Source organism: Chromobacterium sphagni, assembly GCF_001855555.1.
In the GTDB taxonomy this organism is placed as follows: domain Bacteria; phylum Pseudomonadota; class Gammaproteobacteria; order Burkholderiales; family Chromobacteriaceae; genus Chromobacterium; species Chromobacterium sphagni.
Genome location: NZ_MKCT01000050.1, coordinates 128,441 through 148,465, shown reverse-complemented (window position 1 = coordinate 148,465; position 20,025 = coordinate 128,441). Strand labels below are relative to the sequence as shown.

At 64.6% G+C, this 20,025-nt stretch carries 14 protein-coding genes and 12 tRNA genes; 7 read left to right on the top strand and 19 right to left on the bottom strand.

The features are described 5' to 3' along the window. The 5 genes from BI344_RS17250 to BI344_RS17230 all read left to right on the top strand — a co-directional run. The coding region (locus BI344_RS17250) for a metallopeptidase TldD-related protein (RefSeq protein ID WP_241499392.1) at window positions 1-390 on the top strand (390 nt) is incomplete at its 5' end. Beyond that, the gene (gene alkB / locus BI344_RS17245) at window positions 387-1,034 is read left to right on the top strand and encodes a DNA oxidative demethylase AlkB (protein WP_071114082.1); all 648 of its coding nucleotides are present in this window, start codon (window positions 387-389) and stop codon (window positions 1,032-1,034) included. The genes BI344_RS17250 and alkB, both read left to right, overlap by 4 nt. Beyond that, window positions 1,034-1,933, top strand: a complete 900-nt coding sequence (locus tag BI344_RS17240; protein ID WP_071114081.1) for a DNA-3-methyladenine glycosylase family protein — start codon at window positions 1,034-1,036, stop codon at window positions 1,931-1,933. The genes alkB and BI344_RS17240 overlap by 1 nt, the downstream gene beginning before the upstream one ends. Before the next feature lie 83 nt (window positions 1,934-2,016). Beyond that, a complete protein-coding gene (locus BI344_RS17235; RefSeq protein WP_071114080.1) occupies window positions 2,017-3,156 on the top strand; it encodes a patatin-like phospholipase family protein in 1,140 nt (379 codons plus the stop codon). 101 nt (window positions 3,157-3,257) lie between these two features. Continuing rightward, on the top strand, window positions 3,258-3,740 hold the full coding sequence (locus BI344_RS17230; RefSeq protein ID WP_241499391.1) for a disulfide bond formation protein B: 483 nt from the start codon (window positions 3,258-3,260) through the stop codon (window positions 3,738-3,740). Between the two features lie 71 nt (window positions 3,741-3,811). Here BI344_RS17230 and BI344_RS17225 read toward each other — a convergent pair whose 3' ends face one another. From BI344_RS17225 to BI344_RS17160, 14 genes are all read right to left on the bottom strand, one after another. Then, entirely contained in the window at window positions 3,812-5,458 is a 1,647-nt protein-coding gene (locus BI344_RS17225; RefSeq protein ID WP_071114078.1) for a CHASE2 domain-containing protein, read from the bottom strand. A 75-nt stretch (window positions 5,459-5,533) separates the two neighbouring features. Further along, on the bottom strand, window positions 5,534-7,078 hold the full coding sequence (locus BI344_RS17220) for a FecR family protein (RefSeq protein ID WP_071114077.1): 1,545 nt from the start codon (window positions 7,076-7,078) through the stop codon (window positions 5,534-5,536). A gap of 174 nt (window positions 7,079-7,252) precedes the next feature. Beyond that, a tRNA-Asp gene (locus BI344_RS17215) sits at window positions 7,253-7,329 on the bottom strand. Window positions 7,330-7,340: 11 nt separating this feature from the next. Continuing rightward, a tRNA-Val gene (locus tag BI344_RS17210) sits at window positions 7,341-7,416 on the bottom strand. Window positions 7,417-7,441: 25 nt separating this feature from the next. Continuing rightward, window positions 7,442-7,518: transfer RNA gene (locus BI344_RS17205), tRNA-Asp, on the bottom strand. 11 nt (window positions 7,519-7,529) lie between these two features. Further along, a tRNA-Val gene (locus BI344_RS17200) sits at window positions 7,530-7,605 on the bottom strand. Window positions 7,606-7,632: 27 nt separating this feature from the next. After that, window positions 7,633-7,709: transfer RNA gene (locus BI344_RS17195), tRNA-Asp, on the bottom strand. 10 nt (window positions 7,710-7,719) lie between these two features. Then, a tRNA-Val gene (locus tag BI344_RS17190) sits at window positions 7,720-7,795 on the bottom strand. Window positions 7,796-7,820: 25 nt separating this feature from the next. Beyond that, window positions 7,821-7,897 (bottom strand) — tRNA-Asp (locus tag BI344_RS17185). A gap of 11 nt (window positions 7,898-7,908) precedes the next feature. Beyond that, window positions 7,909-7,984, bottom strand: a tRNA-Val gene (locus BI344_RS17180). A gap of 27 nt (window positions 7,985-8,011) precedes the next feature. Beyond that, window positions 8,012-8,088 (bottom strand) — tRNA-Asp (locus tag BI344_RS17175). 10 nt (window positions 8,089-8,098) lie between these two features. Next, a tRNA-Val gene (locus tag BI344_RS17170) sits at window positions 8,099-8,174 on the bottom strand. A gap of 27 nt (window positions 8,175-8,201) precedes the next feature. Further along, a tRNA-Asp gene (locus BI344_RS17165) sits at window positions 8,202-8,278 on the bottom strand. Between the two features lie 10 nt (window positions 8,279-8,288). Further along, a tRNA-Val gene (locus BI344_RS17160) sits at window positions 8,289-8,364 on the bottom strand. 212 nt (window positions 8,365-8,576) lie between these two features. On the opposite strand from BI344_RS17160, the gene BI344_RS17155 reads away from it, so the two are divergent. After that, a complete protein-coding gene (locus BI344_RS17155; RefSeq protein ID WP_071114076.1) occupies window positions 8,577-9,542 on the top strand; it encodes an acetyl-CoA carboxylase carboxyltransferase subunit alpha in 966 nt (321 codons plus the stop codon). After that, window positions 9,532-10,863 carry a tRNA lysidine(34) synthetase TilS gene (gene tilS, locus BI344_RS17150; RefSeq protein WP_239690928.1) on the top strand — a complete coding sequence of 444 codons (1,332 nt, stop codon included), beginning with the start codon at window positions 9,532-9,534 and terminating at the stop codon, window positions 10,861-10,863. The genes BI344_RS17155 and tilS overlap by 11 nt, the downstream gene beginning before the upstream one ends. Before the next feature lie 324 nt (window positions 10,864-11,187). Here the strand turns inward: tilS and BI344_RS17145 are convergent, their stop codons facing one another. The 5 genes from BI344_RS17145 to BI344_RS17125 form a co-directional block, all read right to left on the bottom strand. Beyond that, a complete protein-coding gene (locus tag BI344_RS17145) occupies window positions 11,188-14,544 on the bottom strand; it encodes a S41 family peptidase (protein ID WP_158021085.1) in 3,357 nt (1,118 codons plus the stop codon). A 211-nt stretch (window positions 14,545-14,755) separates the two neighbouring features. Further along, complete coding sequence (locus tag BI344_RS17140; protein WP_071114074.1) at window positions 14,756-17,107, bottom strand: TonB-dependent receptor; 2,352 nt, start codon at window positions 17,105-17,107, stop codon at window positions 14,756-14,758. A 799-nt stretch (window positions 17,108-17,906) separates the two neighbouring features. Then, entirely contained in the window at window positions 17,907-18,632 is a 726-nt protein-coding gene (locus BI344_RS17135) for a UDP-2,3-diacylglucosamine diphosphatase (protein ID WP_071114073.1), read from the bottom strand. Between the two features lie 69 nt (window positions 18,633-18,701). Further along, window positions 18,702-19,193, bottom strand: coding sequence for a peptidylprolyl isomerase (locus BI344_RS17130; RefSeq protein ID WP_071114072.1), 492 nt, complete (start codon window positions 19,191-19,193; stop codon window positions 18,702-18,704). A gap of 36 nt (window positions 19,194-19,229) precedes the next feature. Beyond that, window positions 19,230-19,787 carry a peptidylprolyl isomerase gene (locus tag BI344_RS17125; protein WP_071114071.1) on the bottom strand — a complete coding sequence of 186 codons (558 nt, stop codon included), beginning with the start codon at window positions 19,785-19,787 and terminating at the stop codon, window positions 19,230-19,232. Window positions 19,788-20,025 lie beyond the last annotated feature (238 nt).

Here is a 20,025-nt window from a genome sequence, read left to right as displayed (position 1 = left end):
GTGCTGCAGGGTTATCTGCTCTCCAGCTATTCGGCGCGCAAATTGGGAATGCAGACCACCGGCAACGCCGGCGGCGCCCACAACCTGATCGTCCACTCCACTGGCGAAAGCTTCCAGGAGTTGCTGTCGCAGATGGGTAGCGGCCTGCTGGTGACCGAGCTGCTGGGTCAGGGCGTCAACACCGTTACCGGCGACTATTCGCGCGGCGCAGCCGGCTTCTGGGTGGAGAACGGCGTGATCGCCTACCCGGTGGAGGAAATCACCATCGCCGGCCACCTGGGCGAGATGTTCCAGCGCATCGAGGCGATCGGCACCGACGTGCTGGACCGCGGCGGCCGCCGCATGGGCTCGGTGCTGATCGGCAGCATGATGGTGGCTGGCGAGGAGTGAGCGGCGACCTGTTCGCGCCGGACGACGGCGCTTGGGTGGAGCGGCTGGCGCCCGGCACTGTTTTGCTGCATGGCTGGGCCTGTGCGCAGGATGCCGATTTGTGCGCCGCAATTGGCGAAATCATCCGCCTGGCGCCGCTGCGCGGCATGGCGACGCCCGGCGGCCAGAACATGTCGGTGCAGACCAGTAGCTGTGGCGACTGGGGCTGGGTGTCTGACCGCCATGGTTACCGCTATGCCGCAGCGGATCCGCAAAACGGCCAGCCCTGGCCGCGTATGCCGGAGCGGTTCCGGCAATTGGCGCAGGGCGCCGCCGCGGCTGCCGGTTTTTCCGGCTTCCTGCCCGATGCCTGCCTGATCAACTGCTACCTGCCCGGCGCCCGCATGGGCCTGCACCAGGACAAGGACGAGCGCGATTTCGCAGCGCCCATCGTGTCGGTGTCATTGGGCCTGCCGGCGGTGTTTTTGCTGGGCGGCCTGCGCCGCGCCGACCGCGCGTTGAAGATTGCGCTGCATCATGGCGACGTGCTGGTATGGGGGGCGGAGGACCGCATGCGTTTCCACGGCGTGCAGCCGGTCAAGCCCGGCATCCACCCGCTGTTGGGCGAACGCCGCATCAATCTCACTTTCCGCAAGGCGCGCTGATGTCCGTTTCCCGCTGTGACATTCCTCTGCCGGAGAACTTCCGTCCGGAAGATATTCTGGCCTTCCACCGCCGCGACGGCGAGCGGCTGGCCGAGCAGGTGGACGATCACGGCCTGAAGAAGGGGCTGCTGTGGCGGGGCTTGCCGTCCTGTCTCGAACTGCGCTTCCAGCCAGGGGCGGCTCGGCTGTCGCTGGCCATCGACGGCGCTGCCGCGGCGGACGACGCCGGGCGGCTGGCCAGCCTGGGCCGGCGCATGCTGGGCCTGGACCAGCCGGTGGAGGCGTTTGAGCGGCAGTATGGCGCGCACCCGCAACTGGGCCGGCTGATCGCCGCGCGGCCGGGCTTGCGGGTGCCGCAGACGGCCTTTCCGTTCGAGGCGCTGGCATGGGCAATCACCGGCCAGCAGATCAGCGTGCAGGCGGCGGTGAGCATACGCCGGCGCATGCTGCAATTATGCGATTGCCGCCATTCCTCCGGCCTGCTGTGCCACCCGGACGCCGCGCGGCTGGCCGGACTGGACGCCGACCAACTGGGACAGGCCGGCTTTTCCCACGCCAAGAGCCGCGCCATCCTGGCCTTGAGCCGGGATGCGGCGGCGGGCGCGCTGCCGCTGGATGCCTGGCTGGATGGCGTGCCGGTGGAGGAGATATCCGAGCGCTTGCTCGCGGTGCCGGGAATCGGGCCGTGGACGGTCAGCTACGCCTTGCTGCGCGGTTATGGCTGGCTGGATGGCTCATTGCATGGCGATGTGGCGGTGCGGCGGGCGATGCAGATGACGCTGGGGCTGCCGGACAAGGTGTCGCAGCCGCAGGCGCAGCGCTGGCTGCAGGACTTTTCGCCGTGGCGGGCGCTGGTGGCCGCGCATTTGTGGGCGTTGCTGCAGGCCGGGGGTTTCTGATTCTGCCGATGTGCGGCTTGCTGCTGCGCTGCGTTTTTGACTATCTCTAATAGAACAAATAAGACGCGCGGAAAGAGGCTGTCATGCACAGGCCGAGCAGAATCGGTTTGGTATTGTCGGGAGGGGGCGCTCGCGCGGCTTACCAGGTGGGTGTCCTGCTGGGCATCTCCAAGCTGCTGCCTGATCCGGCCAAGAATCCCTTCCCCATCATCTGCGGCACTTCGGCCGGCGCCATCAACGCGGTGGCGCTGGCTTCCGGCGCCGCCAACTACCAGCTCGCCGTGGCCACGCTGGCCAAGGTGTGGAAGCAGCTGCACATCCAGGATGTGTACGATGCCAGCGCCGGCTATTTCTTCAAGACCTTCCTGCATTTCGGCATTTCGCTGATGAGCGCCGGCCATGCCTGGCCCAATCCGCAAAGCTTCCTCGACAATGCCCCACTGCGGGAGATGCTGGCCCGCACCATGCAGTTCGGCGGCATCGAGCATTCAATCGACAACGGCTGCCTGCAGGCGCTGGCGCTGACCGCATCCTGTTACACCACCGGCATGTCGGTGACGTTTTTCCAGGGGCTGGAAACGCTGGAGGAGTGGACGCGCTACCAGCGGCTGGGCATACGCGAGAGGATAGGGCTGGACCACCTGATGGCTACCGCCGCCATCCCGTTGATCTTCCCTTCGGTGCGGATAGGCGAGAAGTTTTATTGCGATGGCGCGGTGCGGCAGTTGTCGCCGTTGTCGCCGGCCCTGCATCTGGGGGCGGAGAAGCTGTTCGTGGTGGGGCTGGCCAGCCAGCGGCCGGACATCATCGAGCGGCGCAACAGCGGCGCGTATCCGATGCCGGCGCAGATTTTCGGCCACCTGCTCAACAGCGTGTTCATCGACAGCATGGCGGTGGACATGGAACGGCTGACGCGGGTCAACCACACGGTTTCCCTGTTGCAAAGCAACGAGGCGCTGGCTAGCCAGACCCAGCTGAAACGAGTGGAGATATTCCAGCTCAATCCCAGCAAGTCGCTGGAGGGCATCGTCTACCGCCATACCCACCTGTTTCCACCCATCCTGCGCTTCATCATGAAAGGCACCGGCGCCACCCGCCAGCGTGGCACGGCGCTGGCCACCTACCTGTTGTTCGAGCCGGGCTACTGCCGCGAGCTGATCGCGCTGGGCTACCGCGATACCCTGCAGCAGAAAGAGGCGATCAGCCAGTTTCTGGAACTTTAGCCGCGCGGAACTTTGCGAGGCTGTCAAAATCTCAGCTTTTCCGTTTACACTGCGTTAACGCGGTAGACATACAAGGAAAGGCTGAGGGGATGGGTTTGAATATGACGAACAGGCAGGGCTTTCTGCTGGTGGCGGCGGCCTGCGCCGGCGCGATGGCGTTTGCCCTGTATGCGCAATATCAGTTGGGGGAGGAGCCGTGCCCACTGTGCATCCTGCAGCGCATCGGCGTGATGGCGGCGGGCACGCTGGCCTTGCTGGCGGCTTTGCATAATCCGCGGCGCGCCGGCGCCAAGGTGTGGGGCGGGCTGGTGGTGCTGGCGGCGTTGGCCGGCAGCGGCGTGTCGTTGCGCCAGCTGTGGCTGCAGAGCCTGCCGGCGGACCAGGTGCCGCAATGCGGGCCTGGGCTGGAATTCCTGATGGAGTCCTTCCCCTTGTGGCAGGTATTGTCCAAGGTGCTCAAAGGCAGCGGTGAATGCGCCACGATACAGGGTACCTTCCTGGGCATGAGCATGCCGTTCTGGGTGGCGGTGTTTTTCGTCGGCGTCATCGTCTGGACGCTGCGCCTGGTGTGGCGCCGCGGCTGAGCGCTGCGCGATTGCCGTTTTGATGCCGCCCGTTTGGCGGCATTTTCCTTATGGGCGCCGCTGAGCGGCCGTCAGGGCGGGGAGGCTTGCGCGGCGGCTTGGTCCGGGCGGGCCAGGCGCACCCGGTTGCGGCCTTCGCCCTTGGCCAGGTACAGCGCCTGGTCGGCGTCTTCAAACAGGCTGCGAGTGGTGTCCTCGGCCGGATGGCGCGCGGTCAGGCCTATGCTGCAGGTGACCGTTCCCTGCGGGCTGGCGGCATGCGGCATGGCGAGGCCTTCCAGATGGCGGCAGAAGCGCTCCGCGGCGGCAAGCGCCTGTTCCGGCTGGCGGCGTTCCAGCAGGATGCCGAACTCCTCGCCGCCCAGCCGCGCCACCGTCTCGTCGTTGCGGCGGAAGCATTTGCGCAGCGCGCGGGCGGTTTGTTGCAGCACTTCGTCGCCGGCGTAATGGCCGTAGTGATCGTTGTAACCCTTGAAGTTGTCCAGGTCGACGATCAGCAGCGCCAGCGGCCAGTTGCGGCGCTGGTGTTCCGCCAGCGCCGCGGCGAAGGTCGCGTCGAAGTGGCGGCGGTTGTGCAAGCCGGTCAGGCTGTCGGTCATCGCCAGCGTATGCAGCCGCGACAGGCTGGCGACGAAGCGCAGGATGCCGGCCAGCAGCAGCAGCAGCGCGGCTACGCTGCCTCCCAGCCAGATCCGCCCCAGATACAGCGCCATGGCGGAACCGCACAGGATGGCCAGCGCCGCCAGCGCGTAGCTGGCCAGCAGGCGGCGCGGCGAACTTTGCCGCGCTAGCCGCCAGTCGGCCAGCAGCAGGATCAACGCGCTCAGCAGGGCTTTCCAGCCAGGATCCAGCGGCGTGACCAGCGGATGCTCCATCAGGCCGTGCAGCATGAAGGCGTTGATCTCCACGCCGGACAGGCCGCGGTTGTTGGCCGACAGCGGCGTCAGGTGGCTGTCGCCCAGCCCGGTGGCGGTGGCGCCGATCAATACGATGCGGTTGGCGAAACTGTCCGCGGGCAGCCGGTTGAGCGCGTCCGAATAGGAAACCGTCTGGTAGGGGCGCGCGCCGTTGCTGAACGGCACCATCACCGCCTGCGCGCGGTACCAGGCAAGGCCGGAGAGCGCAGGCGGCGGCGGAGCCGGAGCCGGCCGAATGCCGCGGGCCAGTTGGCTGACCGCGCCGGCAAAGCTGGGATGGCGCGGGCTGCCCAGGCCGGCCTGCAGATAGGCGCGCCGTATGATTCCGTCTTCGTCCTGCTCGTAGTCGGTATGGCCCAGGCCGGCCATGGCGCTGGCCAGCAGCGGCAGCGGCCGGGTTTCCACCAGCCGGTGGCCCTGCATCTCCGGAAAAACCGGACCGATGACCTTGCCGTTGCGGCGGATGGCGTCGGCCAGGTGCTGGTCGGCTTCGGGCTGGGTCGAGGGTTCGACGATGGCGATGTCCAGTCCAATCGCGCGGGCATGCAGCAGCTTGTCCAGCAACTGGGCATGGTAGGCGCGCGGCCAGGGCCAGCGGCCCAGTTCGGCCAGGCTTTTTTCATCGATGGCGATGACGGTGATGCCGCTGTGGTCGTCATGTTTGAGCTGGCTGCGGATGAGGCCGTCGTACAGCCAGAAGTCCAGCCGGTTCAGCAACTGGCTGCCTATCAGCAGCAAACCCAGAATGGCCAGCAGCAGCGGCGCCAGCCGGGCTAGCCTGGGAAGGGTGGGGGCGTGCATTCATCTTTTCCGGATCGGACCCGTGCTCGGCGCGCGGGCATGGCTGCAGCCGGATGGCCTTGGCAGGCGCCGGCTTCACGGCAGGTCGAGCGATGGGTATTGCTCTTCGGCATGGTAGCCATTGTTGTCGTCAATGTGGATGGTGACGGCAAAACGGCCGCGCGGCAAGTCGCGCAACGGCCAGAGCGGCTGGTCCGAAGTGAGTTGCAGCAGCGGCGCTCCGGCCTGGCCCGCGCGGCGCAATGATAGCGTGTAGCGGGCGTCGGGCAGCGGGTAGCGCCGGGTGGCGAGCGCGTCGGGCCGGATGTCGGGCAGAACCAGCCAGCCCGTCACCACCAGGGTCTGGGCATCGCTGTAGGGGCCGAGCGCGCCGTCGTCGGCGATGGAGGCCGCGCGCCAGTGCCAGGTGTCCTGGGCCGGCAGTTTCAGCGTCAGGCTGGGTTGGGCGACGCGGCCGTCGAACAGCAATTGCTGAAAGCCGGGATCCCGCGCCACCTGCAGCCAGGCCGGATGGCTGGCGTCGGCGCTGCTGCGCAGCGTGAACGATTGGCCGCGTTGTTGCTGCGGCCCGAGGCTGGCGACCAGCAAGGGCGGCAGCGGGTGGGCGCGCAAGGTGAATTCGCGCTGGCTGTCGAAGCCTTGCAGGCCGGCGGCATTGATGGCGCGCGCGGTCAGGCGATACTTGCCGTTTTGCGCAAGCGGCGGGAAGAAAGCGGCGGATGCGCTGTCGCGCTCCAGCAGCAAGGCCTGGCTGCTGGAGCTTTGATTGATGGATAGGTGATAGCCGGTTTCTCCGGCCGCCGCCTGCCAGCGCAGCGGCGGAGGGTTGAATTCCGAGCTTTGCGGCAAGCCGTTCAGCGCCGGGGCGACGGGCAGGGCGACCGGTTGGCCGTTGCCGGATGTGCCGCGGCTGCCGAAGCCGGCGGGCACGTCGACTTCGCCTTGCTGGCCGAGGACATTCACCTTGCCGCGCAGCACTTCGGCGGCGGTGTCTTCGCGGCTTTCGCTGCGCACGCGAAATTCCGTGCCGCGCACGGTGGTGACGGCGGACGGCGTCTGGATGCGGTAGCGGCTGGGCATCAGCAGATTCGGTATCACCGAGCTGCCGGTGCTGCCCTGGTCCAGCTGACTCTGCGACTGAATGGCGCCGGTGCTGGGGTAATAGGCTTGGTTTTCCAGCGTCAGCGTGGTGTTGGCGTTGAGCACCAGGGTGGAGCCGTCCTGGAATTTCAGCCGCAGCATCGCGTCGCTGCCGGTGGAAAAACGGGTGCCGCTGGGATAGTGCTGGCCGCGCACCAGGTTCAGGGTGGCGCCGTTGCGTCCCTGTGCGCCGACCTTGCCGGACATATCGTCCAGCACCGCATCGGCGACATCCTGCTTGACCCAGGCGTAGGGGATGTTGAGCACGCTGCCTGGCGGCAGCTTGTAGGGATTGGCGATGTGGTTCTGCGCCTGCAGCATGGGAACGTAGCTGGGGGAGAGCAGGTGTTGGGATGCCAGCGACCAGAGCGTATCGCCGGCTTGCACCCGGTACTGCCAGATGGCGGTGTCGGCGGTCGTGCTGGCGATGGCGGTGGTACAGGGCAGGCAGAGCGCCAGCAGGATTGCCTTGCTTGTCATGTAATCTCTTGATGTTAAATGTGTAAAGTCAGACAGTATTACCGCCGCGGAGAGGTTTGGCAACCCGACTTTCCATGCCTATGGAATTATTTTCGCGGCAAGGGGGAAGGGCGAAAAGCGGTACTCGTTGGTGGAAACGCAAAAAAGCAGCCCGTAGGCTGCTTTTCTTATTTTTGGCGGAGTGGACGGGACTCGAACCCGCGACCCCCGGCGTGACAGGCCGGTATTCTAACCAACTGAACTACCACTCCAACCGTAAACCTGGTGGGCGTTGACGGAGTCGAACCGCCGACATTCTGCTTGTAAGGCAGACGCTCTACCAACTGAGCTAAACGCCCGATAACGGGTACTGCTAATAACTGTTGGCGGAGTGGACGGGACTCGAACCCGCGACCCCCGGCGTGACAGGCCGGTATTCTAACCAACTGAACTACCACTCCAACCGCAAACTTGGTGGGCGTTGACGGAGTCGAACCGCCGACATTCTGCTTGTAAGGCAGACGCTCTACCAACTGAGCTAAACGCCCGAAAACGTGTACATCACTTGTAACTGTTGGCGGAGTGGACGGGACTCGAACCCGCGACCCCCGGCGTGACAGGCCGGTATTCTAACCAACTGAACTACCACTCCAACCGCAAACTGGTGGGCGTTGACGGAGTCGAACCGCCGACATTCTGCTTGTAAGGCAGACGCTCTACCAACTGAGCTAAACGCCCGATAACGGGTACTGCTAATAACTGTTGGCGGAGTGGACGGGACTCGAACCCGCGACCCCCGGCGTGACAGGCCGGTATTCTAACCAACTGAACTACCACTCCAACCGCAAACTTGGTGGGCGTTGACGGAGTCGAACCGCCGACATTCTGCTTGTAAGGCAGACGCTCTACCAACTGAGCTAAACGCCCGAAAACGTGTACATCACTTGTAACTGTTGGCGGAGTGGACGGGACTCGAACCCGCGACCCCCGGCGTGACAGGCCGGTATTCTAACCAACTGAACTACCACTCCAACCGCAAACTGGTGGGCGTTGACGGAGTCGAACCGCCGACATTCTGCTTGTAAGGCAGACGCTCTACCAACTGAGCTAAACGCCCGAAAACGTGTACATCACTTGTAACTGTTGGCGGAGTGGACGGGACTCGAACCCGCGACCCCCGGCGTGACAGGCCGGTATTCTAACCAACTGAACTACCACTCCAACCGCAAACTGGTGGGCGTTGACGGAGTCGAACCGCCGACATTCTGCTTGTAAGGCAGACGCTCTACCAACTGAGCTAAACGCCCTGAATTCGTTTCGCCGTGTGTGTTTCGGCGAGGAGGCGAATTAAAGCACAGGGTTTAAGCTCGCGCAAGTGTCTTGGCCGGGTTTTTTTCCAAAACCGGTCCGTTTTGAATAATTGCTCCAATTTTCTGCCGTTTTGCCGGTGTAACGGGTGACGGCGACTTTGCGCCTCATGTATCATGCCGCGATTAGGTTTGACCGGATGATGTGAAGAATGAAGCCGACCTTTCTCGATTTTGAGCAGCCGATCGCCGAGCTTGAGAACAAAATAGAAGAACTGCGTTTTGTTCAAGACGACTCGGTGCTGGACATTTCCGAGGAAATCGCTCGCCTGCAGAAGAAGAGCATGGAGCTTACCAAGGCGCTGTACGCCAAGCTGACCCCGTCGCAGATCGCGATGGTGGCCCGCCACCCGCAGCGTCCTTATACCCTGGACTATATCCAGGCCATTTTTACCGATTTTGAAGAACTGCACGGCGATCGCGCCTTTGCTGACGATGCCGCCATCGTGGGCGGACTGGCCCGCTTCAATGGCCAGTCCGTCATGGTGATAGGCCAGCAGAAGGGCCGCGATACCAAGGAAAAAATTCGCCGAAATTTCGGCATGCCGCACCCGGAAGGCTATCGCAAGGCATTGCGCCTGATGAAGCTGGCGGAGAAGTTCGGCATTCCGGTGATGACTTTCGTCGACACCACCGGCGCGTGGCCCGGCATCGGCGCGGAAGAGCGCGGCCAGTCGGAAGCCATTGGCCGAAATCTGTACGAGATGACCCGCCTGCGCGTGCCCATCATCGTTACCGTGATCGGCGAGGGCGGTTCCGGCGGCGCGTTGGCGATCGCTGTCGGCGATCAGGTCAATATGCTGCAATACGCTACATATTCGGTGATTTCGCCGGAGGGCTGCGCCTCCATTTTGTGGAAGACTGCCGAGCGCGCGTCCGAGGCGGCCGAGGCGCTGGGCATCACCGCGCCGCGTCTGAAGACGCTGGGCCTGATCGACCGGGTGGTCAACGAACCGGTGGGCGGCGCCCACCGCGAGCACGCGCAGATGATGACCACCATGAAGCGCGTGCTGCAGGAAGAATTGAAGGAAGTTCAGTCCAAGCCGCTGGACGAGCTGCTGAAGCAGCGCTTCGACCGGCTGATGAGCTATGGCCGCTACAAGGAAGATGCAGCCTGATCTGATCGGGCGCCTCATCAAGCATTGGCCGGACGAATTGTCCGGCCAATGTGCGTTTGAGGTGGGCCTTTCCGGCGGTTTGGACTCGGTGGCGCTATTGTCGCTGCTGTGCCGCATCCGCGAACAGCGGCCGCAATTGCGGCTGTCCGCGGTGCATGTCCATCATGGCTTGAGTCCGAACGCCGATGCCTGGGCGGAGCATTGCCGGCGATTGTGCGGGGCTCTGCAAGTGCCGTTGCGCGTCGAGCGCGTGGCGTTGCAGCTGGCCGGCGGCGACAGCCTGGAAGCGGTGGCGCGCGAGGCGCGTTACGCGGTGTACCGGGAGTCGGCCGCCGAAGTGGTGGCGCTGGCCCATCATCTGGACGATCAGGCGGAAACCGTGTTGCTGCAACTGCTGCGGGGCGGCGGGGTGAGGGCGCTGGCGGCGATGCCGGCGTTGCGCCCACTGGCCGATGGCAAGCTGCTGTGGCGGCCCTTGCTGGGCCTGACCCGCCTCCAACTGGAACAGTATGTCCGGCGGCAGGGCCTGAGCTGGGTAGAGGACGAAAGCAATCAGGACACCCGCTACCGCCGCAATCTGCTGCGGCGGGACATCCTGCCGCGGATAGCGCAGGGCATTCCCGATTACCGGCAGCATCTGGCGCGCGCCGCCGCTTTGCAGGCGGATGCGGCCGCCATCTTGCAGGAAGTGGCTTTGGTGGATCTGCAGGCCTGCCGCGTGGCCGCAGGCCTGGACTTTCTGGCGGTGGCTGCTTTGTCGGCCCCGCGCCAGCGGCAGCTGCTGCTGGCATGGCTGCAAGAGTTGGGCTGGGCCGCGCCGGAGCCGGGAGCGCTGCAGGAATTTCTGCGGCAGGCGCAACAGGCCGCGGCTGCCAGTTGTCCGCAGCTGGCGTTGCCCTCCGGCCATGTGTTGCGTTTTGCCGATACCCTGCAGGCCTGGCCTAAAGTCCAGCTCGATCAAGCGTCAGAAGTGTTGCCGGATTGCCGCGGCGGACCCGCTCTCGTGTTGCCGCGATGGGGCGGCGAGCTGAGCTGGGAGTGGCGCGAGCATGGTCTGCCGGATGATTTGCTGGCCGCCGGTTTGCGGCTTGGCTTGCGTCAGGGCGGGGAGAAGTTGTCCGCCAGGACGGGCCGCCGCGAAGTGAAGGACTTGCTGCGCGAGGCCGGCTTGCCTCCTCTGCTGCGCCAGCGCTGGCCCTTGCTGTATGGCGCCGACGGGCAGCTGTTGGCGCTGCCGGGCATCGCGGTTGCTTTCGCCCATTCCGCCGGACCGGGCTGGTGGCCGCAGTGGACGCCGGCCCGGTCCGGCCGCAGCCGTTGAAGCGCTGCGCGCTTATTTTGATTTATTCAAACCAGCCGGCAGAGCTGGATGGCGATTGGCGATTCCATTGAAGATCGGGCCGCCGATGCCTTGCCGCCGCAGGCGCGGGATGCGCTGAGCTTGGCGCGGCGGTCATCGGGCCTGCCATCCGCGCCGCCCAGTCGAGGACGCCGAATATGGCGCCTGCCGGTCTTGTTTCCGCGCCGGGCGTTGTTCCGATGTGCGCTATGGTTTTGGGCCGGCCATGGTTTGCTCTCCGGCGCCATATGTCTGGAGTGGGGGAAGGGCAGCGCGCCAGCCGCGGGCCGGCGCGCCGGGCGGGTGTCAGAAACCCTGGTAATGCGAGCCTTGCGCGCCGCCGTCAGGGGCTTGCGGCTTGCTGGCCGGCTGCGCCGGCAGGCCTTGCTTCAGGTAGCGGATGGCGGCCTCCAGTTGGGCGTCTTGTCCCTGGAAGCTGGCCCAGGGCGGGTTATCCACTTCGATGTCCGGCGTCACGCCGCGGCCCTCCACCACCCAGCGCCGGCTGCCATCGGCATTCACCACGAATTGCGGCGAGCTGGCGGCGCGGGCGATGCCCTTGTCGCGGCTCCAGTTGTTGTCGCTCAGCCACATGCCGGCGCCGGCGGTGCGTTTTCCTATCAGGGTGGCGATGCCCAGGCGCTGCAGCCCCAGGGAGAAGGTTTCGCCGTCGGAATAGGTGTCGCCGTCTATCAAGGCCACCACCTTGCCGCGGAAGGCGTGCGGCGGATTCGGGCTGGCGATGGTTTGATTGCCGTCCTGCCACCACACCCAGACGCGGCGCAGCAGTTTTTCCAATAGCCATTGGTCGATATTGCCGCCGTTGTTGTGGCGCAGATCGAGGATCAGGCCTTCGCGCTCGAATACCGGATAGTATTCGCGCGCCCAGCGCGCGGCGTCCTCCTTGCCCATCGCCTGCAGGTGCAGGTAGCCGATGCGGCCGCCCGACTCCCGCTCCACCCGCAGCTTGCGCTGGTTCTCCCAGCCCAGGTAGCGCAGCTCGCGGTCGCGGCCCAGGTTGACCGGTCGCACGATGACGTCGCGCGGCGTGTTCTCCGCCCGCTGGACCTTGAGCAGCACCTGTTTGCCGACCTGGCCGCGCAGCGCGCTGGCGAGCGCGTATTCGCTCTGCAGCGGCTGGCCGTTGATCTCGCGGATGACGTCGCCGACGCGGATGCCGGCTTCGGGTTGCGCCAGCGGCGAGCGTTCTTCCAGCAGCTCGGGGTCGCCGTTCCAGATGGCGCCCACCCGCAGGCCGCCGGGCGCGCGCCTGAAGTCGGCGGCCAATTGGCCGACATCCACATCGCTGTTGGCGGGGGCGGCGTCGCGGATGCCGACTTGGCTATGCTGGATGCCGACCTGAGCGATCATCTGGGCGATGACGTCGTTCAGTTCCTGCCGGTTGGTCACCTTGTCCAGCAGCGGTTCGAAGCGGCGGCGCGCGGTTTGCCAGTCCACCGCCTGGATGGTGGCGGTATGCACCTTGTCGCGGTGCATGCGCCAGGTGTCGTTGAAGATCTGACGCCATTCGGCGCGCGGGTCCAGCGGCAGCGACCATGCGCGCAGGTTCACCGTGTACTTGTCCAGCTCCTTGGGCGCCTGGGCCGCGGCCGGCACCACCAGCAGGCTGGCTTGCTTGTTGACTTCTTTCACCAGCAGCAGCTGCTTGCGGTCGGTGGACAGGCGGAACTCCTTGATGCCTTCGCTGAAGGTTTCCGGTTTGGGCGGAGTCGGGTTCGGCGCTTCTATGGCCAGGCTCAACAGTTGTTTGAGTTCGGCTTCCGGGGTGTCGCTGCGGGTGAAGTACAGCCGTTTGGCGTCCGCCTGCAGGTTGTCGTAATTGCCTGGCTCCAGCGGCACTTCGTACAGCCGCTGGCTGACTCCGGCATCTATTTTCACCGGCTTGGCGGCATCGGATTTTCCCTTGGCTTCGTCCCGGTCTTTCTCGCCAGGGTCGCCGTCGCCCTTGCCGGCCAGTTCATCCTTGGGCTGGAACGGCCAGCGGCTGGCCGCGTCCAGCATCAGGCCGTAGATTTTGGTCTGCTTGTTGAAATAGGGTCCCGGATCGCGCTGGCCCCAGGGGCTGGAAACCTGGGAGTCCAGATTGCGGTCGCTGAGGAAATACAGCGTCTTGCCGTCCGGCGCAAATACCGCGCTGCGGGCGTGGTAGCGGTCGCTTGACAGCGGCTGCTCGCGTCCTTGCTGGCCGTCGTACAGCCACAGCTGGCTGAATTCGTTGGCGGCATCGGCCCGGTATACCAGGAAGCGGCTGTCCGGCGACCAGCTGAAATCGCCAAGATCGCCTTGCTCCAGCTGGCGGATCAGCTCCTTTTCCCGGCTATCCAGATTTAGCAGCCACAGGCGCCGGCGGCCGTCGGCATAGGCCAGCTTGCGGCCGTCGGGCGAGGGGGTGGGCTGGTATATCGGCGAGTCGCTGCCGCGGGTCAACTGTTGCGCGGCGTCGCCGCCGCGGGCGGCGACGCGCCAGAATTCCTGTTCGCCGTCCTTGTCGCTGGCCAGCAGCAGCGATTTGCCGTCGGCGCTGAAGCTCAGTTCGCGCGCGCGCTGGCTACTGTCGATCAGCACGTCGACGCGGCGGCCTGAGCCCACTGGGAAGATGGAGACGTAGCCGCGCGCCTGCACCGCCACGCGGTCGCCGTTCGGCGACAGCGCCAGCGCCGACAGGTAGTTGACCGGATTGCTGATCATCCTGGCGCGCAACTGGTCGAAATCGGAATTCAACTGGATGGAAAGGGTCTGGTCCAGGCCGGTGCGCGGATCGAGCACGTGAAGCTGGCCGGCGCGGGTGAAGACGATGCGGCTGCCGGCGGCGGTGCGCGCCAGGCTGGCGCCGCGCACTTCAAAATCCTGATAGCGGGTGAGCGGCCGGCTGTCCGCCAGTACGCCGTCGGCGCCCAGCCGGGCCTGCCACAGATTGAGCCGGCCGCCTTTGTCGCTGATGAAATAGGCCTGATCGCCGTCGCACAACGGCTGGCGGCTGGTGCCGGGGTGGTCCGGGAAAGCCGGCTTCGCCTCATGTCCTGGCTGCCAGCTCCACAGTTGCTGGCGTTGGCCGCCGACGTAGCCGATGACATTGTCGGTCGGCTGAGGTTCGCGGGCGAACAGAATGGGCAGGTTTTGATCGCTCAGGCAGGCTTCGGCGGCTTCGGCCAGCGGCAAGGGCGCGCGCTCGCCGCTGTCCGGATGGATCAGGTACAGGCGGGTGTCCGGCTTGCCGCTGTAGCGGCTGCTGGAGACCAGCACCCTGCCGTCGCGGCTCCAGCCTTCCACCCTGATGCCGCGGTCGCCGTCCACAGTCAGCCGCCGGGTGGCGCCGCCCTGGGCCGGCATGACATAGACTTCCGGCGCGCCGTCGTAGCGGCCGACGAAGGCCAGCCAGCGTCCGTCGGCGGAAATGGCCGGATTGGCGGCGTCCGCCGGACTGCTGGTCAGCCGCCGGGCCGCGCCGCCGCTGTACGGCACGCTCCACAAATCGCCCTCGGCGACAAAGACGATGCCGTCGGGGCCGGCGGCGGCCTGGCGGTAATAACCCAGTCCCTGGCTGTCCACCGCCAGCGGACCGGCGGGGAGGGCAGCCATGGCTGGGGCGGCGAAAGCCAGTCCCAGCGCCAGAATGGCGGGGCGTAGGGCAAGGCGTGACATGGAACGACTTGGCAAAGGACTCTCCAAACCATGAGAAACGGTAGACGGCGATGATGCGGGAAAGTCCTGATAATGACAATGGGGTTGAGGTTGTCGGGCGAGGGGAGAGGAATGGGATGGGCCGACGCAAGGCAGCCTGACCGCTAGCCAGGCGGGATGGGGGGGCTTCGCCCCCCCATTGCCGCCGGGGCAAGCCCCGGCGGTTGCGCGTTTACAGATCGACCGACAGCGAGATCGCCACGCTGCGCGGCGCGCCCAGGTAGTAGCGGACGCCGCCGCCATCCGTGGAGTTGGCCTTCATGCCGGCTGGAATGCGGTAGCTGGTGTTGAAGATGTTGCCGACGTTCAGCTTCAGCGTCGGGTTCTTGAAGATGGAGGTATTGCCGAAGCGATAGCCGGCATCCAGGTCCACCAGCGTGTATTCCGGCACCGCCTCGTCATTGACCAGGGTGGCGTACTGCTTGCCGGTGTGCTTGACGTCGGAGCGGACATACCAGGCGCCCGGCGAGTACTGCAGCGACAGCGCCGCCATCCATTGCGGAGTCATCGGGAAGTCCTTGCCCTGGGTGGCCAGCACGCTGTCCTTCTGCCAGTTGATGTTGTTCTTCATTTCGCTGTGGTTGGTGGTGAACGAGGCGTAGGCGCTCCAGCCCTTGACCGGAACTGTGCCCAGCTCCAATTCGGCGCCCCAGGTGTGGACGCTGCCGGCGTTGGCGTTGACCGATTTCAGGGTCACCGGGTCATAGGTGTTGGCCTGGCGATTGCTGTAGTCGACATTGAACAGCGAGCCGCTCAGCGTCACGTAGTCCGACTGCAGGCGGTAGCCCAGATCGGTGTTGATCGCGGTTTCCGGCACGATATCGCTCACCAGCTGCACCTGGCCGTTCACCACCTGCACATTGCCGTTGGTGCTGCTGTACACGTAGTTGGGCGGCGCGCGGTAGTTCTTGGTGACGTTGACGAATACCTGCTGCTTGGGCGTCAGGTAGTAGCGCGCGCCGATGCTGGGCAGGGTTTCGTGGTAGGTGCGGGAAATGTTGTAGTCATAGGCGGCGGGACAGTTGGCGGTTGCGCCGCAGCCTTCGTTGGCGTGATTGGTGAAGTCGCGCTTGATCGACGGCGTGCGCACGCCGGCGGTGATGCCCAGCTTGTCGTCCAGGAAGTTGAAGGTACCCATCGCGAACAGCTGGGTGGCGGTGCTGATGGTGTCCCAGTCGCGGTATTGGTACAGGCTACCGTCCGGCCGGGTGATGTAGTTGGAGTTCAGCCAGACGCTGCTGGAAGTGCCGTCGTTGTTGACCGGCACGCCGGGGCTGGTCTGGACGTGCTCGGCGCGCTCGTACCACAGGCCGGCCTGCAGCAGGTGGTTGCCCAGGCTTTGCTCCATGGTGACGGTCACACCGGGGCGGCGGGTGCGGGTGACGGAGCTGGAGGCGATCAGAATCTTGTCCAGCGTGTCGCCGTCGCCGTTCAGGTCTTTGGCGGCGGTGTCGCTATGGGTGGCGCGGTTGAGGAAGCCGCTTTCCGACTGCAGCTGTTGCTGGCTGCCGCCGGTGCCGTAGCCGTACCAGTAATAGGGCTCGATCTTGACCCGGGTGTCCGGCCCCAGCTTGAGCACCGCGTCCACCTTGGCGATCACGTTCTGGAACGGGCTCATCGCCAGCTGGTAGTAGGCCGGGCTGGGGCCGGTCTCGATCTGGGCGGTGCCGTATTTTGGCGGCAGGTGGCCCGGGGTGAAGCGGGACGAATAGTCGTAGTTGTAGCCGTTCTTTTGCAGCTCGGCCAGGGTGGGGCTGTAGATGGCGTTGGCGACCTGGCGGTTGTAAAGGATGGAGGCGTTGATGTAGCTGCCGGAATTGAAGTCGTAGCGGAAGCCGGTGTCGATGTGATCGCGCTTGACTTCGCCCGCCCCCTTCCACTTGTCGGACTCGGTATGAGAATAGCTGATGAAGGCGCGCGCCTTGTCGTCGTCGAACAGGCCGGTGTCGCCGCGCAGATAGGTGCGGTGCAGATGGTTGCCTCCCATGGTCTGGGAGATGCGGAAGCGGCGGGTCTTTTCTGGGTCGCAGGTGACGAAGCCGAGGTTGCCGCCGCTGGCGCCGATGTGCGGCGAGTCGGTGTCGCTGGAACCCTGGGTGACGAAGGCCTGACACAGGTTTTCATTGTCGATGAATTCCTGCGGGTAGACGGCGTAGCTGCCGGAGTCGTTGACCGGCACGCCGTTGATGGTGATGCCCAATTGGTCGGAGTTGAAGCCGCGTATCGTCAGCGCGCCGCCGAACAGGCCGGAGGCGTCCTGGCTGGAGGCGTTGACGCCGGGCAGCATATTGATGCCCTGGTAGATGTTGGATGTCGGGCTTTGCTTTTCCAGCGCGGCCTTGCTGACGTCGCTGCGGGCGCGCACGCCTTCCTGCTGTTGCAGCATGCCGACGCCCAGTTTGTCGCCGGCACCGGTGATGGTGACGGTTTCCAGCTGGGTGCTGTCGGCCAGGGCGGCCTGGCTGCCTAGCGCGGCCAGGACTGCGAGCGCCACCGGACGCAGATAATAATTCTGGTGTTTCATTCTATTTTCCTATTGTGAGCCAGATACGTCGTTTAATGCTTTTGTCGTTCATGGGGCGGCCGCTCTGTCAGCCTTGCGCTCCAGGCGTGGCGGCTTGGTTCGCCTAAGCGAAAATCGGCGGTTTGGCGGCTGGATCGCCAACGCCGGCGGGGCATGCAGGCATGTCGGGCGGTGTGGCGCGGGTCTGTGCGGACAGGGGAGGTGCGGGCGCGCGGCGCACGCCTGCCGATGCGAATCCAGGAAGTTGCGGTTCTGGCTGGATGAACATATTTTGTCTTGAAAATAATTTCGGAAGCCGCAAATCTAGTTGACTGTCATTTCATTTTCAAGAAATGAGCATTGCAAAAATAATAAATAAATATGTCTTTGAATTGAGATTTGCCGTGATTTCAGGTTTGTGTGTGAACGGTTTTCCGCGATTTAACAATTTCATGGAAATGCTGCGATGCAGAAATTTTTATATCCATCAGGCATTTAAATTTTATTCAGTTGGATTTTTCGATGGATTTGAAAAGCGAGGGCCGCTGCGGAAGGCGCCGGGATCGGGAGCCGCAGCCGCTCCGGCAAGGTGTGGCAATGTCGTCTGTTTCTGTATGGACAGTAGTCGAGGCGAAGGCCTGGGGAGGGGGCGGCGGAGGGCCGGATGTTGAATGCAGAGCTTAGCGCGTGTCGGTTGCCGTTGGTCCTGAGGGCCGCGCGCTTGAAGGCCAGCGTCATGCTGGATGGCGCTGGCCAAGCGTGGGAGCTTTGCTGGGGTCTGAGTCTGTAGCCGGGCCGGTGGCTTGTCGGCCAAGCAGGCTCAGCGGCCCAGTTGCAAGGCGCTGACGCCGGCTTCGTCCAACCGCAGGTAGCCGCCATGCTCGCCGTGCCAATCCTGGATCACCCAGCGGCTGGCGCCGCGGTCTTCCGCCAGGTGCCGGTGATGCGCTGGACGGTGAGTGTGGCCGTGGATCAGCGTGGGCCAGTCATGCGCGGCCAGCAGCGTCTGCACCGCGGCTTCGGTGACATCGGAAATGGCGGAGAGGCCGGTTTCCTGCTTGTTCATTTCGCTTTGCGCGCGGGCGTGGCGGGCGATGGCGTGGCGCTCGGCCAACGGGCGGGCCAGCATGGCCTGCTGCCATTGCGGCTGGCGGCTGACGGCGCGGAATTGCTGGTAGGCGGCGTCGTCAGCGCACAGCGCGTCGCCGTGGCTCAGCAGGATGCGCAGACCATGAGCTTCCAGCATGGTCGGATCGGCCAGCAGCTTCGCGCCGCTGCGCCGCTCGAAGCCTTCTCCCATCAGGAAGTCGCGGTTGCCGTGCATCACATAGAGCGGGGTGTGGCGGGCGAACCCGCGCATCGCCGCCAGCGGCGCGTCGAGATAGGCGGAGTCGTCGTCGTCGCCCACCCAGTATTCGAACAGGTCGCCCAGGATGTAGAGCGCGTCTATCCGGCCCTGCCATTCGGCCAGCGTGTCCAGGAACAGCTGGTTGAGCGCGGGGGTGTCGTCGGCGAGGTGCAGGTCGGAGATGAAGTGGATGGCCATGGTTGCGGATCAGTGTGAGGCAATGAAAAGCCGGGGCTTGGCCCCGGCTGGTTTCTGACGCTTGGCGGTTTAGACGATTTCCGCCTTTTCCAGCACCACCGGTTCTACCGGCACGTCCTGATGCATGCCGCTGCGGCCGGTGCGCACGGTCCTGATGCGGTCGACGATGTCCTGGCCGGCCACGACCTGGCCGAACACCGCGTAGCCCCAGCCCTGCGAGCTTTCCGACTTGAAGTCGAGGAAGTCGTTGTCGGACACGTTGATGAAGAACTGCGCCGAGGCGGAGTGCGGGTCCGAGGTGCGGGCCATCGCCACGGTGTAGGTCTTGTTGGACAGGCCGTTGTTGGCTTCGTTCTGGATCGGATCTAGGGTCGGCTTCTGCTTCATATCGGCGTCAAAACCGCCGCCCTGGATCATGAAGCCGTTGATCACGCGGTGGAAGATGGTGCCGTCGTAGTGGCCGCTCTTCACGTATTGCTCGAAGTTGGCGGCGGTTTGCGGAGCCTTCTCGTGGAACAGTTCCAGCGTGATTTCGCCGAAGTTGGTCGTCAATTTGATCATGATGCTTTCCTTTTCGCTGAGGCCGGCTGCGCGGCCTTAGGGTTTGATGGTGACTTTTTGGATGACGATGGGTTCGAACGGAACGTCATCCATGCCGTTCATATTGCCGGTGCGGGTCTTGGAGATGCGGTTCACCACATCCATCCCCTTGCTCACCTTGCCGAACACGGCGTAGCCGGCGCCTTGCGGGCTGGGCGACTTGTAATTGAGCGAGTCGTTGTTGACCAGATTGATGAAGAACTGCGCGGTGGCGGAGTTCGGATCATTGGTGCGGGCCATCGCGATGGTGCCCATATCGTTCTTCAGGCCGTTGCTCGCCTCGTTGACGATGGGCGCGCGCGTCGGTTTCTGGTTCAGCTTGGCGTCGAAGCCGCCGCCTTGGATCATGAAGCCGTCGATCACGCGGTGGAATACCGTGCCGTTATAGTGGCCGGCTTTGGCGTAGGCAACGAAATTCGCCACGGTCTTCGGCGCCTTGGCCGAGTCCAGCGTGATTTCGATATTGCCCTTGTTGGTGACCATTTCGACCACCGGGGCGGCGAAGGCCAGCGCGGGCAGAGCGGCCAGAGCCAGGCTGCAGATCAGTTTCTTCATGATTGAACGGTTGCCGACGTGGAAGTTGGGGCTGTGATTCTAACACAGCCGGAGATGGGGATTGCCAGCCCGCTTGCGCCGGGAGCGGACTGGCGGACGTTAATATAAGTTCAGGAAGATGTGTTTTTTTCTTGCGGCGGCTGGGATTCGAGTTTAGACTCCACGCCCTAAAAAAGATGCAAGCGCTATCTACTTATCATGCTTGCTTCCGCGATAAGCCCGGGCCGGCCCCTTGACG

What these genes read in the sequence shown, in the direction of transcription:
- BI344_RS17240 (WP_071114081.1), top strand. Translation starts at nt 1,034, where the DNA reads ATGTCCGTTTCCCGCTGTGACATTCCTCTGCCGGAGAACTTCCGTCCG.
- BI344_RS17235 (WP_071114080.1), top strand. Translation starts at nt 2,017, where the DNA reads ATGCACAGGCCGAGCAGAATCGGTTTGGTATTGTCGGGAGGGGGCGCT.
- BI344_RS17230 (WP_241499391.1), top strand. Translation starts at nt 3,258, where the DNA reads ATGACGAACAGGCAGGGCTTTCTGCTGGTGGCGGCGGCCTGCGCCGGC.
- BI344_RS17225 (WP_071114078.1), bottom strand. Translation starts at nt 5,458, where the DNA reads ATGCACGCCCCCACCCTTCCCAGGCTAGCCCGGCTGGCGCCGCTGCTG.
- BI344_RS17220 (WP_071114077.1), bottom strand. Translation starts at nt 7,078, where the DNA reads ATGACAAGCAAGGCAATCCTGCTGGCGCTCTGCCTGCCCTGTACCACC.
- BI344_RS17155 (WP_071114076.1), top strand. Translation starts at nt 8,577, where the DNA reads ATGAAGCCGACCTTTCTCGATTTTGAGCAGCCGATCGCCGAGCTTGAG.
- tilS (WP_239690928.1), top strand. Translation starts at nt 9,532, where the DNA reads ATGCAGCCTGATCTGATCGGGCGCCTCATCAAGCATTGGCCGGACGAA.
- BI344_RS17145 (WP_158021085.1), bottom strand. Translation starts at nt 14,544, where the DNA reads ATGTCACGCCTTGCCCTACGCCCCGCCATTCTGGCGCTGGGACTGGCT.
- BI344_RS17140 (WP_071114074.1), bottom strand. Translation starts at nt 17,107, where the DNA reads ATGAAACACCAGAATTATTATCTGCGTCCGGTGGCGCTCGCAGTCCTG.
- BI344_RS17135 (WP_071114073.1), bottom strand. Translation starts at nt 18,632, where the DNA reads ATGGCCATCCACTTCATCTCCGACCTGCACCTCGCCGACGACACCCCC.
- BI344_RS17130 (WP_071114072.1), bottom strand. Translation starts at nt 19,193, where the DNA reads ATGATCAAATTGACGACCAACTTCGGCGAAATCACGCTGGAACTGTTC.
- BI344_RS17125 (WP_071114071.1), bottom strand. Translation starts at nt 19,787, where the DNA reads ATGAAGAAACTGATCTGCAGCCTGGCTCTGGCCGCTCTGCCCGCGCTG.